This is a genomic window from Brevibacterium sediminis, assembly GCF_013623905.1.
GTDB classification, from domain to species: domain Bacteria; phylum Actinomycetota; class Actinomycetes; order Actinomycetales; family Brevibacteriaceae; genus Brevibacterium; species Brevibacterium sediminis.
In genome coordinates this window covers 65,427-88,485 of sequence record NZ_JABKDD010000008.1, presented here as the reverse complement: position 1 = coordinate 88,485, position 23,059 = coordinate 65,427, and the positions used below count along the sequence as shown (strand labels likewise).

At 65.6% G+C, this 23,059-nt stretch carries 20 protein-coding genes; 13 read left to right on the top strand and 7 right to left on the bottom strand.

The features are described 5' to 3' along the window. Positions 1–25 precede the first annotated feature (25 nt). The 4 genes from gcvH to HK108_RS12225 are packed head-to-tail and all read left to right on the top strand — an operon-like array spanning position 26 to position 3,488. Positions 26–430, top strand: a complete 405-nt coding sequence (gene gcvH, locus HK108_RS12240; protein ID WP_139469750.1) for a glycine cleavage system protein GcvH — start codon at positions 26–28, stop codon at positions 428–430. Beyond that, positions 430–1,587 (top strand): FHA domain-containing protein, encoded by a 1,158-nt coding sequence (locus HK108_RS19120; RefSeq protein ID WP_139469751.1) that lies wholly within the window; start codon positions 430–432, stop codon positions 1,585–1,587. Before gcvH ends, HK108_RS19120 begins: the two co-directional genes overlap by 1 nt. A gap of 10 nt (positions 1,588–1,597) precedes the next feature. Beyond that, positions 1,598–2,083: a bifunctional nuclease family protein gene (locus tag HK108_RS12230; protein ID WP_101546269.1), complete on the top strand. Its 486-nt coding sequence runs from the start codon at positions 1,598–1,600 to the stop codon at positions 2,081–2,083. A 10-nt stretch (positions 2,084–2,093) separates the two neighbouring features. Further along, on the top strand, positions 2,094–3,488 hold the full coding sequence (locus HK108_RS12225; RefSeq protein ID WP_139469752.1) for a class II 3-deoxy-7-phosphoheptulonate synthase: 1,395 nt from the start codon (positions 2,094–2,096) through the stop codon (positions 3,486–3,488). Positions 3,489–3,657: 169 nt separating this feature from the next. On the opposite strand, the gene HK108_RS19115 is transcribed toward HK108_RS12225, so the two are convergent. After that, entirely contained in the window at positions 3,658–5,925 is a 2,268-nt protein-coding gene (locus HK108_RS19115; RefSeq protein ID WP_181271730.1) for a protein kinase domain-containing protein, read from the bottom strand. After that, a complete protein-coding gene (locus tag HK108_RS12215) occupies positions 5,922–7,160 on the bottom strand; it encodes a lytic transglycosylase (protein ID WP_181271729.1) in 1,239 nt (412 codons plus the stop codon). Before HK108_RS12215 ends, HK108_RS19115 begins: the two co-directional genes overlap by 4 nt. 129 nt (positions 7,161–7,289) lie before the next feature. Between HK108_RS12215 and HK108_RS12210 the strand changes: the two genes are divergently transcribed. Continuing rightward, positions 7,290–7,640 carry an Rv2175c family DNA-binding protein gene (locus HK108_RS12210; protein WP_101546273.1) on the top strand — a complete coding sequence of 117 codons (351 nt, stop codon included), beginning with the start codon at positions 7,290–7,292 and terminating at the stop codon, positions 7,638–7,640. Positions 7,641–7,741: 101 nt separating this feature from the next. Here HK108_RS12210 and HK108_RS12205 read toward each other — a convergent pair whose 3' ends face one another. Next, complete coding sequence (locus tag HK108_RS12205) at positions 7,742–9,022, bottom strand: polyprenyl synthetase family protein (RefSeq protein WP_229664120.1); 1,281 nt, start codon at positions 9,020–9,022, stop codon at positions 7,742–7,744. Then, the gene (locus HK108_RS12200; RefSeq protein ID WP_229664119.1) at positions 9,019–9,564 is read right to left on the bottom strand and encodes a hypothetical protein; all 546 of its coding nucleotides are present in this window, start codon (positions 9,562–9,564) and stop codon (positions 9,019–9,021) included. Before HK108_RS12200 ends, HK108_RS12205 begins: the two co-directional genes overlap by 4 nt. A 60-nt stretch (positions 9,565–9,624) precedes the next feature. Here HK108_RS12200 and dinB point away from each other — a divergent pair, with 60 nt between their 5' ends. From dinB to HK108_RS12185, 3 genes are all read left to right on the top strand, one after another. Further along, positions 9,625–10,860 (top strand): DNA polymerase IV, encoded by a 1,236-nt coding sequence (gene dinB, locus HK108_RS12195; RefSeq protein ID WP_181271728.1) that lies wholly within the window; start codon positions 9,625–9,627, stop codon positions 10,858–10,860. Between the two features lie 131 nt (positions 10,861–10,991). Continuing rightward, positions 10,992–11,399, top strand: a complete 408-nt coding sequence (locus HK108_RS12190) for a DUF3040 domain-containing protein (RefSeq protein WP_139469756.1) — start codon at positions 10,992–10,994, stop codon at positions 11,397–11,399. A gap of 61 nt (positions 11,400–11,460) precedes the next feature. Then, positions 11,461–12,147, top strand: coding sequence for a YdcF family protein (locus HK108_RS12185; RefSeq protein ID WP_229664118.1), 687 nt, complete (start codon positions 11,461–11,463; stop codon positions 12,145–12,147). 123 nt (positions 12,148–12,270) lie between these two features. On the opposite strand, the gene HK108_RS12180 is transcribed toward HK108_RS12185, so the two are convergent. The 3 genes from HK108_RS12180 to HK108_RS12170 are packed head-to-tail and all read right to left on the bottom strand — an operon-like array spanning position 12,271 to position 17,049. Continuing rightward, positions 12,271–14,799 carry a transglutaminase TgpA family protein gene (locus tag HK108_RS12180; protein ID WP_181271726.1) on the bottom strand — a complete coding sequence of 843 codons (2,529 nt, stop codon included), beginning with the start codon at positions 14,797–14,799 and terminating at the stop codon, positions 12,271–12,273. Then, on the bottom strand, positions 14,796–16,055 hold the full coding sequence (locus tag HK108_RS12175) for a DUF58 domain-containing protein (RefSeq protein WP_181271725.1): 1,260 nt from the start codon (positions 16,053–16,055) through the stop codon (positions 14,796–14,798). Before HK108_RS12175 ends, HK108_RS12180 begins: the two co-directional genes overlap by 4 nt. A gap of 4 nt (positions 16,056–16,059) precedes the next feature. After that, positions 16,060–17,049, bottom strand: coding sequence for an AAA family ATPase (locus HK108_RS12170; protein WP_101546280.1), 990 nt, complete (start codon positions 17,047–17,049; stop codon positions 16,060–16,062). Between the two features lie 458 nt (positions 17,050–17,507). Between HK108_RS12170 and mraZ the strand changes: the two genes are divergently transcribed. From mraZ to HK108_RS12145, 5 genes are all read left to right on the top strand, one after another. After that, positions 17,508–17,939 (top strand): division/cell wall cluster transcriptional repressor MraZ, encoded by a 432-nt coding sequence (gene mraZ / locus HK108_RS12165; protein ID WP_039208349.1) that lies wholly within the window; start codon positions 17,508–17,510, stop codon positions 17,937–17,939. Between the two features lie 165 nt (positions 17,940–18,104). Then, positions 18,105–19,067: a 16S rRNA (cytosine(1402)-N(4))-methyltransferase RsmH gene (gene rsmH, locus HK108_RS12160; RefSeq protein ID WP_181271724.1), complete on the top strand. Its 963-nt coding sequence runs from the start codon at positions 18,105–18,107 to the stop codon at positions 19,065–19,067. Beyond that, a complete protein-coding gene (gene ftsL, locus HK108_RS12155; protein WP_229664117.1) occupies positions 19,064–19,630 on the top strand; it encodes a cell division protein FtsL in 567 nt (188 codons plus the stop codon). The genes rsmH and ftsL overlap by 4 nt, the downstream gene beginning before the upstream one ends. Before the next feature lie 75 nt (positions 19,631–19,705). Beyond that, the gene (locus tag HK108_RS12150) at positions 19,706–21,487 is read left to right on the top strand and encodes a peptidoglycan D,D-transpeptidase FtsI family protein (RefSeq protein ID WP_139908253.1); all 1,782 of its coding nucleotides are present in this window, start codon (positions 19,706–19,708) and stop codon (positions 21,485–21,487) included. Next, entirely contained in the window at positions 21,484–23,058 is a 1,575-nt protein-coding gene (locus HK108_RS12145; RefSeq protein ID WP_181271723.1) for a UDP-N-acetylmuramoyl-L-alanyl-D-glutamate--2,6-diaminopimelate ligase, read from the top strand. The genes HK108_RS12150 and HK108_RS12145 overlap by 4 nt, the downstream gene beginning before the upstream one ends. Position 23,059: the final 1 nt, after the last annotated feature.

Below are 23,059 nucleotides of genomic sequence, written 5' to 3'. Positions count from 1 at the left end.
ACACCGACAAACTAGAGGAGTCGACATGGCAGATCTGGATTATCCAGTGTCTTTGCGGTACTCGCGCGACCACGAGTGGGTCGCGACCACGGAAGACAACGCAGTAGTCCGTGTGGGTATCACTGATTTCGCCCAGGAACAGCTGGGTGACGTCGTCTATGTCGACCTGCCTGAAACCGGGGATTCGGTCACCGCAGGGGAGTCCTGCGGCGAAGTCGAGAGCACGAAGAGTGTCTCCGATCTGATCGCACCTGTGTCGGGGACCGTCACAGAGGTCAACGACTCACTCGACGATTCACCGGAGACGGTGAACTCGTCTCCCTTCGAAGACGGGTGGATGTATCTCGTCGAACTCAGTGACCCCACACAGCTCGAATCGCTGATGGACAGCGAGACGTACAAAGAGCTCATTCAGAGCGAGGAGGCGTAATGTCGCAGAACCACGATCAGAATCGTCCGACCCCCTCGCAGCCCTGGTATGACAACGGACAGGTCCCGCAGTCGAAGAAGTTCCCGTTCGGGGCCGGAAACGGCAATGGCGCTGACGAGTCCGCGACTCGGATGAACCCTCAGGTCGACCAGAACGGTCAGGGGAACACCCCTCCCTACGGTCAGCAGCCTGCCGACGGTGCCCCGCAGGCACCGCAGTACGGCAATGGCCAGCAGTTCGGCGGAACGCCCCAAGGTAGCCAGAACTACGGCGGAACGCCCCAGGGCGGCCAGAGCTATGGCAATGGTCAGCAGTTCGGCGGCACCCCGCAGGGCGGGCAGAACTACGGTGCGTCGCAGCCGGCGAATCAGCCGTATGCCGGACAGGGGCAGGGCAGCCAGGGGCAGCCGCAGTATCAGCCTCAGCAGAATCAGTATCCGCCGCAGAACTACGGCCAGCCGCAGAGCGGTCAGCCTCAGGGCGGCCAGGGTCAGCAGCAGTACGGCTCCAATGGTGCCGGTCAGTTTGCGCAGCCTCAGGGCAGCCAAGGTCAGCCGCAGTACGGGAACCATCCGCAGCAGGGCGGCCAGCAGCAGTACGGTTCGAACGGTGCCGGCCAGTACGGCCAGTTCGATCCCAACCAGCAGCAGGGCAGCCAGCCCGGCCCCGGCCAGTATGGTCAGCCACAGTCCGGTCAGCCCCAGTCGGGTCAGCCCCAGGGCGGCCAGCCGCAGGGCGCTCCGACGAACGGCGGACAGGACCCGATGAACGATTCGGGCAGCCAGCAGTTCCAGGGAATCCTGGATCCGCACACCGGCGAGATCCACCCCGTGCCCGACCTCGAAGGTCTGCAGGACGCCGATGCTCTGCTCGTCGTCGTCTCCGGACCGGACTCTGGTTCACAGATCCTGCTCGACACCGACGTGGTCACGGTGGGTCGCAGCCCGAATGCCGACATCTTCCTCGATGACGTCACGGTCTCGCGTAAGCATGCCGAGTTCATCCGCACTCCCAGCGGGTTCACTCTGCGCGACACGGGTTCGCTCAACGGCACCTATGTGGGCCGTCAGCTCATCGACTCCATCGAACTGCAGAACGGAGCCGATGTGCAGATCGGCAAGTTCCGAATGATCTTCCAGCAGCGTCCGCGCTCCTGACCGGGGGATAATGTCAAAAGTCGAAGTCGAGGTTGTCGGCGTCCGCATCGAAATGCCCGCCAACCAACCGATTCTGCTGCTCAAGGCCAGCGAACCTGCTTACTATCTGCCGATCTGGGTCGGTGCGATCGAGGCCAATGCGCTCTCGATCGCGCAGCGGGGACTGACCCCGCCGCGCCCCATGTCGCACGCTCTGCTGCTCGACGTCCTCGAGAAGTACGGGGCCGAGCTGCAGGACGTGACGATCACCGGCAAGGACGGTCAGATCTTCCTGGCAGAGCTGCACACGAATGACGGGAAGTCGATCTCCGCGCGCCCTTCGGACGCGGTGACACTGGCGCTGACAGCCGACTGCCCCGTGTTCGTCGAAACACAATTGCTTGAAGAGTCCGGAATCGAAGCCCCCGAGGCCGATGAAGAGGAAGTCGCACAGTTCAGAGACTTCCTCGACAATGTCTCGGCCGAGGACTTCGAGACCGGTACCGAAAACCCATGAAAGTGAAACATTGAGTCTCCACACCGATCCGGTCCTGTCCAACAGAGAAATCGCCGCTGCCGGCCACGACAATCTCCGCGGTCTCGACGACTGGCGAGAGATGGATCCGAAGCAGCAGCCGACGTATCTTGACAGTGCTGCGCTCGACGAGGTGCTCACCGATCTGCGCAACTCACCCCCGTTGGTCTTCGCCGGTGAAGCCGATGTGCTCAAGCAGCGGATCGCCGCCGCCTCGCGCGGAGAAGCCTTCGTCCTGGCGGGCGGCGACTGCGCCGAATCCTTCGACGGAGCCCAGGCGGACAAGATCCGGGCTCGTGTGCAGACGGTTCTGCAGATGGCGGCCGTGCTGACCTACGGCGGATCGATGCCCGTGGTGAAGATCGGCCGCATGGCCGGTCAGTTCGCGAAGCCGCGTTCGGCCGATATGGAGACCCGTGACGGAGTCACCCTGCCGTCGTTCCGCGGCGACATCGTCAACGGCTACGAGTTCACCGAGGAATCCCGCCGCCACGATCCGGAACGTCTGCTCAAGGCGTACCACATCTCCGCTTCCACGCTGAACCTCATCCGTGCGTTCACCCAGGGCGGCTTCGCCGATCTGCGATTCGTCCACGACTGGAACCGCGGTTTCCTCGCATCGAACCCCGGCTACCAGCGCTACGAGCAGACCGCTGCCGAGATCGACCGTGCCATCCGCTTCATGGATGCCTGCGGAGCCGACTTCGATGCGCTCAAGACCACCGAGTTCTACGCCGCCCACGAGGCGCTGCTGCTCGAATACGAACGTGCACTGACTCGCATCGACTCACGCACCGGTGAAGCCTACGACGTGTCCGGACACTTCCTGTGGATCGGCGAACGCACCCGCGAGATCGACGGCGCCCATGTCGACTTCCTGTCCAAGGTGCGCAACCCCATCGGCGTCAAGCTCGGACCCACTGCCACGGCTGATGACGCCCTGGCCCTGGCCGAGAAACTCGACCCGGACGCCGAGCCCGGCCGCCTGACCTTCGTCACCCGCATGGGTGCCGGTCAGATCGGTGAGTCGCTGCCGGCTCTGCTGTCGGGAATCGGCGACCGTCTGCCGCATGTGACCTGGGTCTGCGACCCGATGCACGGCAACACGATCACCTCGAACACCGGGTACAAGACCCGCCGCTTCGAAGACGTCATGGCCGAGGTCGAAGGATTCTTCAACGCGCACGCTGAGGCGGGCACGATCCCCGGTGGACTGCACATCGAACTCACCGGCGATGACGTCACCGAGATCATGGGCGGGGCCACCGAGATCGACGACGAGGGCCTGCGTCGCCGCTACGAGACCCTCGTCGACCCGCGCCTCAACCACGATCAGTCGCTGGAGATGGCGTTCCAGGTCGCCGAGTACCTCACCCGACGGCAGTAACCGCCACAACTGACAAAGCCGGGGGCTCCGCAGAATCTCTGCGGAGCCCCCGGCTTTGTCGTCTGACCGACCGGAATCATCTGCGCCCGAGCGACCAGTCGTGCCTGTCCGCCCGTCGTGCCTGTCCGCCCGTCGTGCCTGACCGACCGACACGTCTGACCGACGAGTCCTATTTGTCTTTGTCGTCCTTCTTGTCGTCAGACTTCTTGTCCTTGGAATCGTTCTTCTCGTCCTTCTTGTCATCCTTCGAGTCGGAGTCTTCTTTCTTCTCCTTGCCCTTGGACACGCGGACGATGATGAGAGAGTTCGCGGGCTTCGCCTCGGTGCTCTTCGGGAACTGCGAGACAACCTTGCCCTTGGGTACGTCGTCGGAGAACACCTCGTCCTTGCCGACGCGGAATCCGCGCTTGGCCAGGGTCGCATAGGCGGCGTCGAAGGTCAGCCCCTCGACGTTGGGAACCGGGATCGGCGCGACGCCCTTGGACACGACGAGATCGATCTTCTCGCCTTTCGACAGCTTGGTTCCGGCCTTCTGCGATGCCGAGATGACGGAGTCCTTGGCGACAGTGTCGCTGTACTTCTCCTCGACCTTGCCGACCTCGAGGTTGACCTTCTTCAGCGCGGCCTCTGCTTCGTCGCGGGTCGTGCCCTCGAGCTTCGGAACCGCGAACTTCTCCTCACCCTTGGACACGACGACCGTGACGGAAGAGTCAGGAGCGAGTTCTGCACCGCTGACGGGTTCGGTGCCGATGACAGTCCCGGCGGGAACCTTGTCGTCGAAGACCTCTTTGGGCTCGGCCTTGAGATCGTTGTCCTCCAGCTGCGAGGTGACTTCCCCGACGGGCTTGCCCGCCAGCTCACCGGGAACGATGGATTTCGGTGTCGGCAGGTTCGCCACCACGAACCAGGCGACCAGAGCGAGGACGGCAACCACGGCGACGAGTCCCGTAAGGACACGACGTCGGCGACGTCGGACGGGAGATGCCCCCGCAGAGGCGGCCGCGGAGCCGGCGACCACCGCAGCCTTATCGTGGCGGTCGGAATCCGAATCCTTCGACACCGGTTCGTCGTCGGAGTCCTCTCGATCAGCGGAACCGTCCGAAGCGTCAGAATCAGCTGAATCGGCGGCAGCGCCTGCGGCTTGCGCGCCCGACGTGTCTGCGTCGGGGGATTCCGAGACGGCACCGGCACCGGCACCGGCAACCGCGGCGCCGGCCACTCCGACTTCGGCCGCAGCGACGGCGGCCGCGCCGGCGGCACCGTCAGTGTGGTCGTCATCGCCACGATCGGCGTCATCGGAGTCGGCGTCAGCGTCAAGATCAGAGTCGCCCGATTCGACACCGTCGACCCCGTCGGCATCGTCGTGGGAAGCTTCCGCGGCAGCCGCCTCGGCGGAGGACTCGTCGTCATCGGCATCGTCGGGATCCGCCGCACCTGTGTCCGCCTCGGTGTCGTCCTCTTCGCCTTCGAGATACGGGATCTCGTCGGTGCGGGAGCGCTTCTCCTTCGGCACCTCCTCGCCGAGGTCGATGCTCGCGGTGAGCACGGGGGAGTGCTCACCGGTGGCGATCTGCGGATCTCCGAGGTCGAGCTCGGCCTCGGACATCTCCGCACGCGCTTCTGCCAACGCTAAGCGGAACTCGGCGGCATCGGCAGGACGGTCCTCGGGGTCCTTCGACGTCGCCCACAGCACGAGCGCATCCAGGCGCGGACTCAGGCGGGTGACGACGTCCGACGGCGGCGGAACCGTATCGTGGACGTGACGGTACGCGACCTGGATCGGGACGTCATCGGTATACGGCTGAGCGCCGGTGAGCATCTCGTAGAACATGATGCCGACCGTGTACAGATCGGTGCGGGCATCTGCTCCGGCTCGGGTGACGAGTTCGGGAGCAACATAGCCGACCGTGCCGATGAGGGTCTTGGTCGTCGTCGCTGTGGTCACGGCACGGGCCAGACCGAAGTCGGCTAGCTTGACCTGACCGTCGGTGCCCAGCAGCACATTGTCGGGTTTGAGATCGCGATGGATGATCCCGGTCGAGTGCACGGCCTCGAGCGCGGCGAGGATCGCATCGAGGACGACGATCGCCTGTCTGGGCGTGAAGGTTCCGCGGTGCTTGAGCTCGCGGCGCAGCGTCACCGACGGCAGGTATTCCATGACGAGGTAGACGATGTCGCCGTCGCGCGCCTGATCGTGGATGGCCACGAGGTTCGGGTGGGTGAGCCGACCGGCGTTGATGGCCTCCCGGCGGAAGCGTTCGACGAAGGTGTCATCGGAGATGAGGTGCTCATGCATGACCTTGATCGCGATCTCACGGTCGAGTCGCAGGTCGGTGCCGCGGTAGACCATGGCCATGCCGCCGCGGGCGATCTTGGCATCGATGCGGTAGCGCTCATTGAGCACCGTGCCGATGAGGGGATCTCGGCGGGCGGTCACAGGGCCTCCTCCAAACGCGCGCGCTGCAGTTGGACGGCGCGGACGAAGGCCTTCGTCTCCGGCAGCAGTCCGTCGGCGCGAACCGAGCGCAGGTCCTGGTAGTAGCCGGCGATGGCTTCGTTCTCCGATTCGGCGGTTTCGATGAGCCAGCCGAGGATGACGGTGCCGGCGACGATATTGTCTTCGATGTCGAGCAGGTCGAGTCCGCGACCGACGATATCGGACGCCCAGCGACCGGATCGGGGAGTGATCTGCATGATCCCGATCGCGTTGCCGGCCGAGACCGTCGTGTGCTGGAAACCGGATTCGGCAGCGGCGAGGGCCTGCATGAGGGCGGGATCGGCGCCGAGCTCGACAGCCAGCGAGGCGACGAGCAGCTTCGCCTGCGCCGGGGCCGGATGGCGGCGGTGCAGCAGAGTGTATTTGTTCAGTCGCGCCGCGTGGAGCACCGAGGGGCGGATGCCCTCGACCTGCGCGCTGGCGGCAACGCGGGGGACGTCGCTCGGCGGTTCGGCCGGGGTGCGACGTGGGCGGGCCTTCGACGGACGCAGCAGGAGGAGTTCGCCGACCGTGATGAACGAGTCATCGCCCATGGCGTTGGCCTGCCGCAGGGTCGCCGGCGAGATTCCGTGCCGCGCCGCGATTCCCTGCAGGGTGTCACCGGGGGCGACGACGTGTGAGGGATCATCATCGGGCAGATCGTTCTTCTCCGGCAGGGACAGGACCTGACCCTGGTGGAGGTTCTGACGCGGCGAGATGCGGTTGAGTTCGGCTAACGCGGGCACTGAGACGCCGTGTTTGCTGGCCACACCGTAGAGGGTGTCGCCCTGCTTGACCTTGTATGTGCGGCCGCCGTGGGTGACGGGAACGGTGGCACTCGTGGTGCCCGAGATCCACTGCGGACCGGTGCTCGAGGTGGCTGCGTCCTCGTCAGCGGGGCGACGGTCGGATGTGTCCTCGACGCCGTCATCGGACTGATCGTCGGGGGTGGCCGATTCTGCTGCGGCGGCGGGAGACCGATCGTCAGCGGACACGTTAGAGCCCGGGTTCATCGTCGCCGAGACGGCCGGTGAGTTCTCGTCGGGGGATTCGGCGGTGGGGGTCACCTCGGTGGGGGAGTCGTTTTCGGGGTCGACCCGTTCGGCTCCTGGGATCGGACCGGTCGAATTCACCTTCGATGCGGCGCGGATGTCAGGAGCGGCGGTGACGGGCCTGTGCCGTCGCGGTCGTGTCATCTGTCACCTGTTGACTTCATGTCGAGTGGGGAAGCTACGGTCTCCAGCCTAACGAGTAGGCGGGCTCGACCCGAGCATTCGGCACCGCATGGCGGGGTGTTTCTGCCGAATATTGCTACGCTTGAGGGCGTGAATACCGAAGAACTCGTCCAGGACTGGGCCCCGCTGCCCGACATCGCAGAGCTCACCGGGCTCGGCATCTCCCAAGTGCGGAGGCTACTCGAAGACGGCGCCATCTGCGGAATCAAGATCGGCAATCCGAAGGTTCTGCGGGTTCCGTTGGCCTTCTTCGTCGACGGCGAGGTCGTCAAACCGCTCAAAGGCACCCTGCACACCCTCTACGACGCCGGATTCGACTACGAAGAAGCCATCGTGTGGCTCTTCACCCATGACGAGTCCCTGCCCGGCCGGCCCATCGACCTGCTTCGCTCGGGTAACAAGAAGGAAGTGCGCCGCCGCGCTCAAGCCCTCGCGTTCTGATCTGCGCGGGCTCGAGGAGAGCAGCGCAACACCCTTGAGGTGAGCAGCGTTTGACGTGGTCAACGCGGCACCCTCGAAGCGAGCAGACCTGTTCGCCGGCCTCAGCTGGTGCGGTAGCTCAGCGCTTTCGCAAAACCCTTGAGTCGCTCCTGTGCGGCCGATCCGATGCGCACCTGCGCCGAGGCGGTCGGCCCTGCCGCTGAACCTGCACCGGCATCGGCTTCTGCCCACGTATCGACGATCGTCGCTGCGTGGGCATGCTTGTCCGCGATGAAGGATTCGACGGCGGCGAGCCCGCCCGAGTCCGTGATCATGTCAACGCATTCGGCCACCTCGGCGTCACTGAGATCCGGATCGCCCAACCGCGCGGCGAGGATCTCGAGCTGGTCCGCCGAGATCCGGGCCGCGGTCTCGGCGATGAGCACGGTCCGCTTGCCCTCCCGGATATCGTCGCCGGCGGGTTTGCCTGTGGCCTCGGGGTCACCGGCGATGCCGAGCACATCGTCGCGCAACTGGAATGCCTGTCCGAGGGGAAGACCGAAAGCGGAGATCTCCTGCAGCTGTCCAGCGTCCGCTCCGGCCAGGGCCGCGCCGAGGAGGAGCGGCTGTTCGACCGAATACTTCGCCGACTTGAAGCTCAGCACCTCCCACGCGCGATCGGCGATCCGGTCGTCGCCGAGGGGGATGACCTCGGCGAGTACGTCGAGGTACTGGCCGACCATGACGTCTCGACGCACGGTTCCGCGCAGCTCGAGGGCGGCGCGGCTGTTGCCCAGGGCCTCCTGCGATCGTTCGAAGAGCTCCTCGCTCAGCGCCAGGCAGATATCGCCGATGACGATGGAAGCGGAGACGCCGAAGGACGCGCCGTCGCCATGGAAGCCGGAGCGCTGATGGCGGTCCTCGAACTGTCGGTGCAGGGCCGGCCGGCCACGACGGGTGTCCGAATTGTCGATGACATCATCATGGATGAGCGCGGCGGCGTGGAGCAGCTCGAGCGAACCGGCCGCCTGCGCCAGACCCGCGGTGACGTCGGCTGCGGAGCCGGCTGTCCGGTCGGCTGTGGTCCCGCCTGCCTCGCCGGCGCGGACGTCACCGCCGGCGAGCTGGAAGCCCCACCACAGCAGGACGGGGCGGATCCTCTTGCCGCCGCGGGTGAACTCGATGAGCGCGTCGCCGATCGCTGTCGCATCGGGTGAGATCGCCTCGAACTCGGCAGCCTTCTCAGCGAGGAAGGCCTCCAGTTGGGCGGACACCTCGGCGGCGATGGACTCGGGAGAGTCGAGGAACTCGACGAGGGCGGGAGGGGCGTCGGCCGAGCCGGGTGCCGTGGACGGGCCGGGCTCAGGGGCGTCGCCGGTCATCCCCGATCTGTGCGAGGTCATGAACCGATGTTTCCGCCGACGGTCACGATCGAATTCGCTTTGTCCTCCGAATCCTCGGCGACCGTGACGACGAGGACGCTGTCATTGTCCTTGTGCTTGAAGTTGACCACGCGGGCGCTCTTCGTCTTCACCTCTTCGCCGAGGCGTTCGAAGTCCGCCTTGCCGAGCTCCTTCTCGTAGAACTCGAAGATGTCCTTGGCATCGGCCTTCGCCTTGACGACGAGGCTGACCTGTTCGGGCAGCTTCTTGTCCTTGTCGTTGTGAGCCTTGACGCTCGACGCGGAGAGCACCTCGGAATCCGGGTACGGCTTGATGTACTCGGGCAGATCCTTCACATCGTTCGATGTATCGGGGTCCGAGCCTGTGGCCTCGGTCGATGCTTCGGCCGAGGCGGTCTCGGATTCGGCAGGGGATGCGGAGGCAGGGGCCTCCTGAGAAGCCGAAGGGGTCGATTCGGCCTTGTCTCCACCGTTTCCCGAGCAGCCCGCGAGAGCGAGCGCGGCAACGATGGGCAGTGTCATGACAGCGGTGCGCGATACCATGCTTCAAGAGTACCTGGACTGTTCGGCGGAGCCGAAAGGAACAAGCGCGAGGGGCAGGCGATGAGTCGGAAGCAGCTGGCACGATCCGGAGGTGATCTGAGCCGTCTGGGCACGGACGACTCCGGCGCCACCATGCTCCACCTCGACATGGACTCGTTCTTCGTCTCCGTCGAGCTGCTCAGTCGCCCGCATCTCGTCGGCCGCCCCGTCATCGTCGGCGGACGCAGCGGACGCGGAGTCGTCGTCTCGGCCAGCTATGAAGCCCGCGAGTTCGGAGTCCATGCGGCGATGCCGATGTCGCGGGCCATGAACCTGTGCCCCGTCGCCGAGGTGATCCCGCCTTCCCACGGTCTGTACTCCTCGTACTCCCGCCAAGTCTTCGATCTCGTCGCCGAGGTGACCCCCGACGTACGGCAGGTCAGCGTCGACGAAGCCTATATCGATGTCTCCGGAGCCGTGCGCCGGCTCGGCTCTCCGGTGGAGATCACCACCCAGCTGCGAGCCCAGATCCAGGAGCGCACCGGTCTGAGCGCCTCGGTGGGCATCGCCGTCAGCCGCGTCGTGGCCAAACTCGCCTCGACGAGGGCGAAGCCGAACGGCCAGCTGCTCGTACCCGCGGCCGCGACCCAGCAGTTCCTCGACCCGATGCCGATCGAAGCCCTGCCCGGGGTGGGGGAGAAGACGCAGGAGGGCTTCTTCCGCTATGGAATCCGCCTCATCGGCGACCTCGCCGCAGTCGACGAGGATTGGGCCGCACGAGTCTTCGGTGCGCACGGCCATCAGCTGTGGCGGGCTGCCCACGGTCAGGACTCGTCCGGTTTCGACCACCAGGCCAAGGAACACTCGATCAGTGCTGAGAACACCTTCGGCGAGGACATCTGGGACATCGCCGTGCTCGAACACGAACTGCTGCGCCTCGCTGACAAGGTCGCCTACCGAGTCCGCGCAGAAGGAAAGGTCGCCACAAGCCTCGGACTGAAGTACCGTCTCGGCGATTTTACGACTCTGTCGAGGTCTGTGACTCTGTCGGCGCCGACGGATCTGGCCCGGGAGATGTACGAGGCGCTGCGCCCGGCTCTGCGCAAACTGCGTGAGCAGCGCTCCCAGGGAGTCAGGCTGCTCGGCGTCCGAGCCGCCGGCCTCAGCGATTTCGCCGTCACCGGACGGCAGGCCACCTTGGACGAACCAGAACATTCCGGACGTGAAGCCGAGGTCGCCCTCGACGAGGTGAGGCGGCGATTCGGCAGCGAAGCGATCTCGCAGGCCTCGCTTCTGCGCAAACGCCCCGAGGCCTGAGAGCGGGTGAGCGGGAGCACAGTCTGAAGACCCCGTGGGAATCCGGCTCCTGACGGCCCCCGGAGATGTTTTTTCGGCCCTCAGAGACTATGATTGGGGGAAAGACTTGGGAAGCGAAACGGGGGTTCGAGATGCCACTCTCCGATCACGAACAGCAGCTGTTGGATCAACTTGAGAAGCAGCTGCGCAGTGAAGACCCTCGTTTTGCCCGGAATATCTCGGAAACCCAGGCCGCTGCCACGGGGCCCGGGTTCTCGGCGAAGCGCTTCGTCCTCGGTATCCTCATCGCACTCGCCGGGCTGGCCGCGACGATCCTCGCGATCTCGCTCGTCTCCAGCTCCGCCTGGTGGATCGCCCTCGGCGTCGTCGGCTTCGGCCTCATGGTCGCCGGAATGTACTGGGCGTTCAGCCGTCCCGGCCATGTGCACACCACTCAGACGGACTCTCGGAACTCCGGAGCGAAGACCGGTGCCAAGGGCAACTCCGGCTTCATGAGCCGAATGGAAGACCGGTGGGAGAAGCGCCAGCGCGGCGAATGATCCTGCTCAGGACGATCAAGGCACTCTCGATATGAGAGTGCCTTTTTCAAAGCCGGTCCGCGTGTTCGCCGGTACTGTCCTTGGCGTCTTTGCCGGCGTCTTCCTCTTCGCCGAGGCGGCCCACTGGCGATCGAGCCGTCGTCGGCTGGGAGACTGTGATAGCTCTGGCTCTGCTGACCGGCGACCACGGAGCGACCGGTGGTCGTGTCCGGACACTCGGGCCCTGACCACAGCCGACAGTGACCAGATCATCATCGTCCTCGGATATGCAAACCGCGGTCAGCGACCGAACGGAATCAACCGGTTTAGGGTCCGCGCGGGTCTGCGGTCGATCGATCCGACAGCCCGGTCGACTCTCCTCATCCTCTGCGGAGGGGCCGTCACAGGACGAACACCGGAGGCCCTCATCCTCGAACGCTTCGCCCGGGACGAACTCGGCTTCGCCGGCCGAACTGTGCTGGAAGCGCAGAGCACAACGACGTGGGAGAACATCGCCAACGCGATCCCCATCATCGACCGCGAACTCACCCCGGCCACAACGATCAGCATCGTCTCGAACTCCCATCATGCCGAGAAAGCCCGTGACCACCTGTGGCAGATGCGCCCGGACCTTGCACGACGACTGGTCCGCGGGGGAGACTACCGGTTCGGAGAACATCCGCTGGTGAAGCCCATCGCCGCCGTGCGCGGCCTGCTCGCCCTGCGTGTACTCGATCGTGAGAACGCGAAACACGCGGCAGTGCACTGAGGTCCCAGACTCTCGCATGGAGGGTCCAGGCTCTGCGTGACAGCGAAGAGGCGGCCCCGCAGGACCGCCTCTTCGCACATCGACCAGGACCGCCAGGTATCGGCCTGGATCGTCAGCTCCTCGTCATTTCGGACGATTGAACAGGCTGGCCGGCCAGATCTTCGCAGAGATCCGACTGCCCGGCGTGGCCCGCTCCGACAAGTCCGTCCTCACCTCGTCGACGAGCGCTTGCACCTCCGAGTCATCGAGCGCCTCGGTAGCCGCACCGTAGCGCTGAGCTTCGAGGGCATCGACGAACGCTCCGAGCGCAGAGTCATCATGACCCGACTCTGACGGACGCGACGGGGCCGGACTGCTCAGACGTCGCAGCCGTTCATCCGAACGATCGAACGTCGAGAAACCGGCAGCTTCTGCGTTCTGCACGGCGGCACCGGAACCGGCAGCCGCCTCGGCGGCGGTCTTTCGCATCGGTTCGCCGGTGTCCGGATCGATCTCTGGCGCCGTGGAGCCGGCATCCGTACCGGTGGTACTCGAGGTATCCGCAGCCTCGGTGCCACCACCGCCGGCAGCGCCGGTTGCAGGGACGGCACCGGCGAGCACGAGCTCGTTGAAGCGCAGTGTCCGACTCGAATCCAAGCTCTGCCCGTAGTCGGTGGCCAGAGCACGGACCTCAGTCCACACCGCCTCGAGGTTCTGCGGATCCTTCGTCCTGCGCGAGCGCAGGATCGAACGCCAGATCGCAGGCAGTGCCGCGAGCAGCAGCAGGACGAGCACGATCGCAGCGATGCCGAAGACAGTGCCGAAGTTCGAACCGGCCGGCTCTGCGGCCGGAGTGCTCGTCTCCTCCTCGGTGGGTTCCTCGGAGCCACCGGTCGGCGAAGCAGATTCGCTCGGCTCTTCGCTCGGGCTCGCAGACTCCGACTCGTCGCCCTCCTCCTGCTGGTCGGCGCCATCGGCGAGGGTCCACTTCGGCGGATCTCCGGCGGGACCGCCGGGGGTGGGTTCGAAGCGCACCCAGCCGGCACCTTCGAAGTAGAGCTCCGGCCAGGCATGCGAATCCTGCATGCTCACGTCGACGCCGTTCTCGGCTTCGTCCCCGCCGGCGTATCCGACGCCGATGCGGGCCGGAATTCCCATCGTCCGGGCCATGATCGTCATGGCCGAGGAGAACTGGACGCAGTAGCCCTGCTTATCCGCCAGGAAGTCCGAGATCGCGTCGCCGCTGGCCCGTTCGGGGGCATCGAGCGAATACTCGAAATCGCCGCCGCGGAAGTACGCCTGCAGCATGACTGCGGCCTCCCACTGGTTATCCGCATCGGCGGTGACCCGCTCTGCGGTCTCCTTCACGCTGGTCGGCAGGGAGTCGGGGACGGCGAGTTCGGTCTCGAAGTCGCTCTCGGACACCGGAGTTGCCGACTGCAGATCCTCGACGTCGGGATTCGGGGACAGATAGTCCATCGAATACTGCAGTCCACCGGTCTTCTCACCGTTGCCGACGACCGTCAAGGTCTTCTCGTCGAAGATCCACCGACGACTCAGGTCCTTCGGCTGCTGCGGAGCATACGGAGACGGCAGGTACTGCTGGTCGTAGTCGTCGCCGACGGCGACGCTGATCGTCTGCTCCTTGAAGTTCTTGTCCCGCGGCATCCCCGCGGGCCATGGCATTCCGTCGGCGGCGATCGCGAACGGATCGAGGCTGAACGGGCTCGGTGCCCAGTTCTCACCGTCGAAGTCATCGATCGAGGTCAACCGGATCGGATCCGCGTCCTCGTCCGTCGTCTGGTAGCTGAACAGCGTCTTGTCATCCCGGTCGCCGAGGTTCTGGCGCAGGTTGAGGAATGGGTTCGTCACCGTCAGGTCGCCCTGGCCCTTCGAGGCCCGGTCGGGCAGGGTGGGCACCGGGGGCAGCAGAAGGGGCAGGCCGATGCCGATCGCCAGAGCCAGAGCTCCGGCGAGGATCGCCGTCATTCCTCCGCGCCACCGGGTCGCGGGCAGATAGGGGCTGAGCAGGAGCAGCAGGAACGCCGCGAGGATCGCGACGATGTGCCACCACTTCACCTCCTGCGCGGCGAAGTAGACGGGGATCATCCACAGCACGAGCAGCAGCACACCGCCGACCTTCGGTGCCCGCAGATCCGAGACGAGGCCGTCGATGAGGATCGTGATGAGGGTGAAAGCGATCGTGAGCATCGCGATGAAGCCCGGTGTGCTCGCCGCCGGGGGAGCGGTCGCGTAGAGGTCGCTGACCCCCTCGGAGAGCAGATCGATCACCGTTCCGAAGGACTCACCGGTCGGGATGAACCCGAGCAGAAGCGAATCCCCGGCGCAGACGATGAAGACCGCGATGAGACCGGCCACGCACTGGGCGATGACCGCGGTGCCGGTCGAGCGCAGTGCCGGAACGGTGCGGAACACGGCGCCGACGATGACGACGACGGCGACGGCGACCAGGACGGGCGAGACCCAGGCGAAGTCCTTGAACACCGCCGATACGGCGACAGCGGTAAGGGCCATGGCGACGAAGACGACGATCGCCTCGAGCCAGCCCGTGCTCGGGCGCTCATCGCCCGTCGACGAGGGAGCCGAATAGCCGTTCGCCGGAGACTCGGAATCGGCTCCGCGCAGACGTGTGTCGGGAGTATTCAGACTCATCGGCGCACCCCCTGCGGAGTCGAGCTCGCACCACCCGGAGCCGCGGACGCGCTGCCGGCACCGGCAGTTCCCGGTCCGGGTTCGGCCGAGGTCCGACCGGTGCCGCTGCGAGAGCGCTTGGACTCGAACGTCGTCCAGGACTCCGGCAGGTCCTCGCTGAGACCGAGCATCGTCAGATCGTCGATCTCGCTGAGCGTGCGCAGAGTCACCGGCACGCGGCGGGAGAAGTGCGAGGCGAGTTCCTGCCCGCGCTGGTCGCCGACGGAGCAGATGACGATGTGGTTGGGGTTGTCGTGCGAGGGCAGTTCGACCCTGCCCGGGCGCACAAGGGCGGAGAGCAGACGCAGCTTGTCGATCTCGCGGGCTCCTTTGAATCTGATCTGGTGTCCGGGAGCGACGACATTGACTTCGTAATCGGCCTTGAGGAACGCGGTTCCGGCCGCGGTCGCCGCGGCCAGCAGGAACTCGATCTCGAGGTCGCTCGGCTCCTCGGCGCCCTCATCGGCGACGAGGTCGATGAGGATGAGCGAATGGAGCGTCTCCTCATCGGCTTCGTGCCGGACCATGAGCTCGCCGGACTTCGCCGTCGAGGGCCAATGCACATGCCGCAGATCATCGCCGGGCACGTACTCACGTGTGTGGAAGTCCCGGGTGGTGTGTCCGGTGCGGACCTTGCCGTCGTCGAGGCGGGAGGGCCGGATCGACGAATCCTGCGGGATGCGCGCAGGCAGAATCGGCACGGACACGGCCACGGGGAAGGCCCCGTGGGCCTTCTTCTTCATCTTCACCAGGCCGAAGGGTCCGAACACGGTGATGAGGACCGCATCGATCCCGGAGACACCGCGGCGATTGGGGGTGAACGACGTCAGCACCGTCTGCGATGCCCCATGGGCCAGAGCCGGGACATCACCGGAGGTGGAGTCGCCGAATCCCTCGGCCGGGGTGAAATCGATCGTCGCGGCGGGAATCGCGAGCTGGCCGACATTCGTCACGCGCGCCTGGACTTCGACCTCTTTGCCTTCGGCGGCCAGCGGGTAGCGGTCTCCCGAAGGAGACAGCGCCACTTCGTGGAGGTTCGTGCTCATCGCGATCGACACCCGACGGGTGCCCCACAGGATGAGCAGCGCAGAGAGCAGGACCAGGCCGAGCAGCAGCAGACCGGCCGGCAGCAGGCCAGGCAGCGCGAAGCGGTAGGCCGTGATGATCAGGGCCGCCCCGGCCAGGACGAAGATGATGCCCGAAGTGCTCAGTCGCATGCGGTCACTGGTTCGCGGAGACGGGCACGCGGGACAGCACCCGACCGATGAGGTCAGCAGCTAGATCTGCGTCGTCTCCGTCGCGGGGGATGATGCGGTGGGCGAGGATGTACGGGGCCAGGGCCTGCACATCGTCGGGGGTGACGAAGGTGCGCCCGGACAGGGCCGCGCGGGCCTTCGCCGCACGCAGCAGATGGACGCCGCCGCGCGGGGAGCTGCCGAGCAGGATCGCCTGATCGTTGCGGGTGGCGTGGAGGATCGCCACGATGTACTCGCGCAGCTGCCGGCTCGCGGAGACATGGCGGACGATCGTGCGCGCCTGAGTGATCTGCTCGAGGTTCGTCACCGCGGCGGCGGTCTCGAGGGGATCGTTCTGGATCTGGTTGTCCAGCAGGTCGACCTCGTCGGACGTCGCCGGATACCCCAGGGAGATGCGCGTGAGGAAGCGGTCACGCTGCGCCTCGGGCAGAGCGTAGGTGCCCTCCATATCGATCGGGTTCTGAGTGGCGACGACGATGAACGGGGTGGGCATCGGATAGGTCTGCCCGTCGATCGTCGCCTGCCCCTCGGCCATGCACTCGAGCATCGCCGACTGCGTCTTCGGGGACGCACGGTTGATCTCATCGGCGATGACGATGTTCGCGAACACCGGGCCCTGCCGGAACTCGAAGTGACGAGTCTCCTGGTTGAACAGGTTCACGCCCACGACGTCGGTGGGCAGCAGATCCGGAGTGAACTGGATGCGGCGCACGGAGCCGTCGACGACCTTGCCCATGGCACGGGCCAGCAGGGTCTTGCCGACGCCGGGGACGTCTTCGAGGAGGACGTGTCCGCCGGCGAGCAGCGCGATGAGCGAGAGCCCGACGGCCTCATCCTTGCCCTCGAGGACCGAGTTCATCGCTGTGCGTGCCCGCGAGGTCAGATTCTGCACCCACTCGATGTGTTCGGCGCCGATCACGGAATTGGTCTGTGTACCTTCTTGGCTGGTCGACATACCCTCCATTGTCCCTTAAAGCCGACACCCCAGCCACACGAGTTTCTTTCAGCTTCGTCACTCCCTTCGCCTCCCCACTCCCACGCCCTCCCCGAGGCGCCCCACCCCACTCCCCACCACTCTCCCCACTTTCCTCCACGCGGACCCTCCACTTTCCTCCCCACTCGCCTCCACCTCGGCGCGGGTCTCGCCCGTGATCCCCGGATTCTCGCGGATCTGTGCCGTTCTCATCGTCCTCGCCGAGGCGGCCCACCGCCTTCGCGGGCCCGCCGTTCTTCCCGCGTCCGACACTCCCGCGACGCGCCCTCGAGAAATTTTCCCCACTTTCCTCCACCTATCTGACCTGGGAAAACAATGAGTCGTGAGCATCGTTGAAGCGAAAAGCTGGAATATGTGGAGGGAAGTGGAGTACTGTGGTTGCTATCGGAGCCGATGGGTTTCGAAAGGGGTGAGACGACATGTTCTTGGGCACTCATATGCAGAAGCTCGACGACAAAGGTCGCCTCATCCTGCCCGCAAAGTTCCGCGAGGAGCTGTCGCCCGGACTCGTTCTGACCCGTGGCCAGGAGAACTGCCTCACCCTGTTCCCCACCACGGAGTTCGAAGCCGAGCACGCGCGAATCCAGAACGCGCCGAAGACGAATAAGGAAGCCCGCGATTACCAGCGCGTGTTCCTGTCGGCGGCATTTGCGGACCAACCGGACAAACAGGGACGCATCACGGTCCCGAACATATTGCGGCAGTACGCATCACTCGATCGGGAAGTCGCAGTGATCGGCATGGGCAACCGAGTCGAGATCTGGGATGCACCGACCTGGGAGGACTACCTCGTGGGCGCTCAGCAGGCCTTCGCCGAACGCGAGGAGGAGGTGATCCCCGGAGTGATCTGATTCTGCTCGGGTTTGATCCTTGCCCGCCGTGCTCGAGTTTCGGGGAACTTCCCCGTTTCCGAAGCTCGGACGTCCTGACACACTTCCCCGGTGGCAGGGCCACGGCGGTCAAGGTTCTGGCTCCAGCAGCGCACCCCCGACCACCCCCGTATGAAGGACCCACGAATGACAGCTCAGCACGTACCGGTGCTCCTGACGCGCGTGGTCGAACTCATCGGCGTCGGCGTCGAAGCCGCCAGGGACGCGGGTCTCACCCCGGTCGTCGTCGACGGCACACTCGGAATGGGCGGTCACGCCGAAGCCGTCCTCACGGCCTTCGACGATGTCCACCTCGTCGGCATCGACCGTGATCTGCAGGCCATCGACATCGCCGCGAAACGCCTGGCCCCCTTCGCCGACCGCATCGATATCGTCCACGCAGTCGACGACGAGCTGCCCGAGGTCCTCGACGACCTCGGCATCTCAGAGATCAGCGCGATCCTGCTCGACCTGGGAGTGTCCTCGCTGCAGCTCGACGAGGACGAACGCGGATTCTCCTACTCCCGGCCGGCGCCCCTGGATATGCGCATGGACCGCACCCAGGAGCTCACCGCCGAGAAAGTGCTGGCCACCTACTCGGAATCCGAGCTGCGCCGCATCCTCCGCGAATACGGAGAGGAGAAGCTGGCCGGCAAGATCGCGAAGATCATCGTCACCGACAGGGTCGACACCCCATGGGAGACCTCGGACCAGCTCGCGGCCATGCTCTCCCGAGTGATCCCGCAGACGAAGAAGAAGTCGCACCCCGCCAAACGCACCTTCCAGGCCCTGCGTATCGAGGTCAACGACGAGCTCGGGGTGCTGCGCACCGCACTGCCGGCGGCACTGGAAGCGCTGCACATCGGGGGAGTGGCCGTCATCGAGTCCTACCAGTCATTGGAGGACACGATCGTGAAGAAGACCTTCCGAGCGGCCACGACCTCCTCGGCGCCGCCGGATCTGCCGGTCGTGCCCGAAGAGCACCAGCCCTGGCTGACCGAGATCATCCGGGGCGCCGAAATGGCTGATGAGCAAGAAGCAGAGACCAACCCGCGGGCGGCAAGCGTCCGACTGCGGGCAGTGCAGAAGATCAGGGAGGCACGATCGTGAGCAATTCCTCGGCAAGAGCCGGTCAGCATAACTTCCCCGAACGTCCGAGCCGGTTCGAAGAGGCCGGTGGTCAGCAGGGTGGGGCGAGGCTGCGGCTGCTCAAGTTCGAACTGCCGAAGTCCCGTCTGCCCTTCTCCATGCTGTGCGTGGGGATCCTTCTCGCCACCCTCGTGGCCGTGCTGCTGCTCAACATCTTCGTCGCCAACACCTCCTACAAGGTCGACCAGCTGACGAGTGAGAAGGAAGCTCTGGCCGAGCAGAAGGACCGCCTCGTCGAAGACAACTCGTACCGTGAGTCCCCGCAGAACATCGCCTTGGCCGCCGAAGAGCTCGGTCTCGTCCGTGATTCCTCACCGGAATTCCTCGACGCGAAGACCGGGAAGATGATCGACGCCCCCGGAATCGACGTCAGCGGTGAGAAAGAGCCCACAGTCGTGCCCGGCCCGCGCGCCGATACACGTGATGACATCCGACCCAATCTACGATCGGATGAGAAGCTCCCGGTCGTCGGGGGCAGCCCGAGCCAGGACGTGGCGGCTCCGAGCCAGGAGGCGCCGAAGTAGTCCGAGCTCACCGGGACCAGGGAACGGCCTGACCGACACATTCGCCGACCACACCAAGGACCGAGGACTCAAGCTATGGGCCCAGCCAAGACCCGACTGAAGAAGAAGCGCAAGGGCGGTGGCCCCGATCTGCGTTGGCGGATGGGCTTCATCGCCGCGGTGTCGGTCCTCGTCCTCCTCATCACCTCCGTCCGCCTCGTATCGATCCAGGGTATGGACTCGATGAAGCTGGCGGAGAAGGCGCTGTCGAATCGCCTGGTCACTCGGACCCTGCCGGCCGATCGCGGACAGATCCTGGCCGCCGACGGCACAGTGCTCGCCGACAGCGTCTCCCGTTACCAGCTCGTCGTCGATCAGCAGAACGTCGCCCAGTACGAAGTCGACGGCAAGCTCGTCGGAGCCTGGGGCGCAGCCGAAGCCCTGTCGAAGCCGCTGAAGACCGACCCCGGTGTCCTCTATCCGAAACTCGTCGGCGACAAGCGATGGAACCCCGTTGCGAAGGGGCTGACCTCGGAGACCTGGCGTGCGGTGAAGAAGCTCGAGGTCCTCGGCATCTCCGCCGAGGAGTACTCCGTGCGCTCATACCCTGCCGGCGGAGTCGCCGGCAACCTCGTCGGGTTCCTCAGCTCCGACGGCACGGCCCAGGCCGGTCTCGAATCGGCCTATGACGAACAGCTGTCGGGCAAGGACGGCCAGCAGCAGTACGAACGCGGAGCACGCGGAGAGATCATCCCGCTCGGCGACAACAACATGAAGGACGCCGTCGACGGCCAGGGCCTGCAGACGACGATCGACCCGGCGATGCAGTACTACGCACAGCAGGCCATCGAAGAGCAGCGGAAGAAGCACGAAGCCGAATCCGCGTCGATCGTCATCAAAGAGATCAAGACGGGACGCATCATCACCGCCGCGGATGCTCCCACCGTCGACCCGAACTCCCCGGGCAAGGTCGACGGCCCCGACCGCGGTTCGCGCATCTTCACCGACATGTTCGAGCCCGGTTCGACCGCGAAGATGGTCACCGCCGCAGCGCTGCTCGACCAGGGACTCGTCACTCCCGAACAGGAGTTCACCGTCCCGGACAAGTGGAAGGCACCGAACGACGAGGAGTTCCGCGACTCCCACGAGCACCCCGACGAGAAGCTCACCTTCGCCGGAATCCTCGCCCAATCCTCGAACACCGGCACCGTGCTGGCGGGCAAGGAACTCACCGAAGCCCAGCGCTACGAATACATGAAGAAGTTCGGCTTCGGCACCAGTTCGGGAATCGACTTCCCGGCCGAGACCTCGGGCATTCTGCATCCGTACGAGGAGTGGGACGGACGTACGAAGTACACCGTGATGTTCGGTCAGGGTGTGGCCGCGAACGCGATCCAGACGACCGACGTCATCTCCACCATCGCCAACGGGGGAGTCCACGTGCCCTCCCGCCTCGTCGACGGAATGATCTCCCCGAACGGACGCACCATCTCCACCCCCGCAGGAGAGAAGGAACGCGTCGTCAGCAAGAAGGCCGCCGACGAGACCCTGCGGATGCTCGAAGGCGTCGTGGCCGAAGGCACGGGCAAGTCCGCCCAGGTCTCCGGCTACAGGGTCGCAGGGAAGACCGGCACCGCGCAGGCTCCGGCAGCCGAGGGCGGAGGCTATGACGGATACACCGCCTCCTTCGTCGGCGTCCTGCCCGCCGAAGATCCCGAACTCGCGATCTCGGTGACTTTGCAACGTCCTCGGAACGGCTACTACGGTGGACAGGCCGCAGCCCCCGTGTTCTCCGATGTCGCGGGCTTCGCCATGCGGCATCTCAAGATCCCACCGTCGACGCAGAAGCCCGACCTGCCCGCCCGAGAATGGAAATGATGCGCTTTTCACAGCTGCTGCCGATCGCACCCGGCACCCTCCACGGTGACCCCGAGACAGAGGTCACCGGAGTCTCCCACGACTCGCGAGCGGTCTCACCCGGTCAGCTCTACGCCGCCCTGCCGGGTGCGAACGTCCACGGTGCGAAGTTCGCACCCGAGCTGATCCGCGGCGGGGTCGACGCCATCCTCACCGACGACGCCGGCTGGCACCTCATCACCGAAGCGCTGAGCACGGACGAGGCGGACCGGGACCTGCTCGCCGGAGTCACCGCTCTCATCGTCGAAGCACCCCGCGCCGTACTCGGGTTCGTCTCCGCTGCCGTCTACGGGACCACCTCGGTGCCGGAGCTCATCGGAGTCACCGGAACGAACGGGAAGACGACGACGACCTACCTGGCCGACGGGATGCTCGCGGCACTGGGCCACCGCACCGCCGTCATCGGCACTGTCGCCATCCTCATCGCCGGCGATACGGTGCCCAGCGTGCGCACGACTCCGGAGGCCCCCGAACTGCACGCCCTGTTCAAGAAGATGCGCGCGGCCGAGGTCGACACCTGTGCGATGGAGGTCTCCTCCCACGCGCTCAGCCAGCACCGCGTCGACGGGGCTCACTTCAGCGTCGCCGGGTTCACGAACCTGTCCCAGGATCACCTCGACTTCCACAACACGATGGAGGAGTACTTCGAGGCGAAGGCCCAGCTGTTCACCCGCACATTCTCCGACAAAGCCGTCATTGTCGTCGAAGACGAATGGGGCGAGCGGATGACGGCGGCCGCACAGGTGCCCGTGCGCACGCTGGGACGAGACGAACGCAGCCAGTGGCGCATCGAGCACACCCCAGGCGTTTCGGACTTCGTGCTCCACCTCGACGACGGGGAGAGCATCCGGCTCCGCTCACCGCTGCCAGGCGATTTCAACGTCACGAATACGGCCCTGGCAGCCTCGATGCTCATCGAGGCCGGCGTCAGTGCCGAAGAGATCGATGCCATCGGCCGCAGCTTCGTGGCCACGGTGCCCGGACGGATGGAGATCATCGATGTCTCCGGTCCGCGGGCGCTGAGCGAATCCCACCCGGACATCCTGCCGCGGGCCATCGTCGACTACTCGCACACCCCCGACGCGATCGCGAAGGCGCTGGCGACGCTCCACGCCGACTCCGATGAGCTCATCATCGTCTTCGGCGCCGGAGGCGACCGCGACCGCGGCAAGCGCTTCGGCATGGGTCAGGCGGCGGCACGTGAAGCCGATGTGATCGTTCTCACCGACGACAATCCGCGCACCGAGGATCCCGACACGATCCGTGCAGCCATCAGGCAGGGAATCGACGCCGAGGTGGATGCGGGACGGGCCCGTGTGAAAAAGATCATCGAGGTCCCGGACCGCGGTGCCGCCATCGATGAGGCGATTGCCGAAGCAGATGCCTCGGCGACCGTGCTCATCGCGGGCAAGGGGCATGAGACAGGCCAGACCGTGGGCACCACGGTCACCGATTTCGACGACCGGGCCAGGACACGCTCAGCGCTGTCCATGCGACTGGGCGGCGCACAACCAGGTAAAGTTCACAGATGAT

What these genes read in the sequence shown, in the direction of transcription:
- gcvH (WP_139469750.1), top strand. Translation starts at nt 26, where the DNA reads ATGGCAGATCTGGATTATCCAGTGTCTTTGCGGTACTCGCGCGACCAC.
- HK108_RS19120 (WP_139469751.1), top strand. Translation starts at nt 430, where the DNA reads ATGTCGCAGAACCACGATCAGAATCGTCCGACCCCCTCGCAGCCCTGG.
- HK108_RS12230 (WP_101546269.1), top strand. Translation starts at nt 1,598, where the DNA reads ATGTCAAAAGTCGAAGTCGAGGTTGTCGGCGTCCGCATCGAAATGCCC.
- HK108_RS12215 (WP_181271729.1), bottom strand. Translation starts at nt 7,160, where the DNA reads ATGACACGACCGCGACGGCACAGGCCCGTCACCGCCGCTCCTGACATC.
- HK108_RS12205 (WP_229664120.1), bottom strand. Translation starts at nt 9,022, where the DNA reads ATGACCTCGCACAGATCGGGGATGACCGGCGACGCCCCTGAGCCCGGC.
- HK108_RS12200 (WP_229664119.1), bottom strand. Translation starts at nt 9,564, where the DNA reads ATGGTATCGCGCACCGCTGTCATGACACTGCCCATCGTTGCCGCGCTC.
- dinB (WP_181271728.1), top strand. Translation starts at nt 9,625, where the DNA reads ATGAGTCGGAAGCAGCTGGCACGATCCGGAGGTGATCTGAGCCGTCTG.
- HK108_RS12190 (WP_139469756.1), top strand. Translation starts at nt 10,992, where the DNA reads ATGCCACTCTCCGATCACGAACAGCAGCTGTTGGATCAACTTGAGAAG.
- HK108_RS12180 (WP_181271726.1), bottom strand. Translation starts at nt 14,799, where the DNA reads ATGAGTCTGAATACTCCCGACACACGTCTGCGCGGAGCCGATTCCGAG.
- HK108_RS12175 (WP_181271725.1), bottom strand. Translation starts at nt 16,055, where the DNA reads ATGCGACTGAGCACTTCGGGCATCATCTTCGTCCTGGCCGGGGCGGCC.
- HK108_RS12170 (WP_101546280.1), bottom strand. Translation starts at nt 17,049, where the DNA reads ATGTCGACCAGCCAAGAAGGTACACAGACCAATTCCGTGATCGGCGCC.
- mraZ (WP_039208349.1), top strand. Translation starts at nt 17,508, where the DNA reads ATGTTCTTGGGCACTCATATGCAGAAGCTCGACGACAAAGGTCGCCTC.
- rsmH (WP_181271724.1), top strand. Translation starts at nt 18,105, where the DNA reads ATGACAGCTCAGCACGTACCGGTGCTCCTGACGCGCGTGGTCGAACTC.
- HK108_RS12150 (WP_139908253.1), top strand. Translation starts at nt 19,706, where the DNA reads ATGGGCCCAGCCAAGACCCGACTGAAGAAGAAGCGCAAGGGCGGTGGC.
- HK108_RS12145 (WP_181271723.1), top strand. Translation starts at nt 21,484, where the DNA reads ATGATGCGCTTTTCACAGCTGCTGCCGATCGCACCCGGCACCCTCCAC.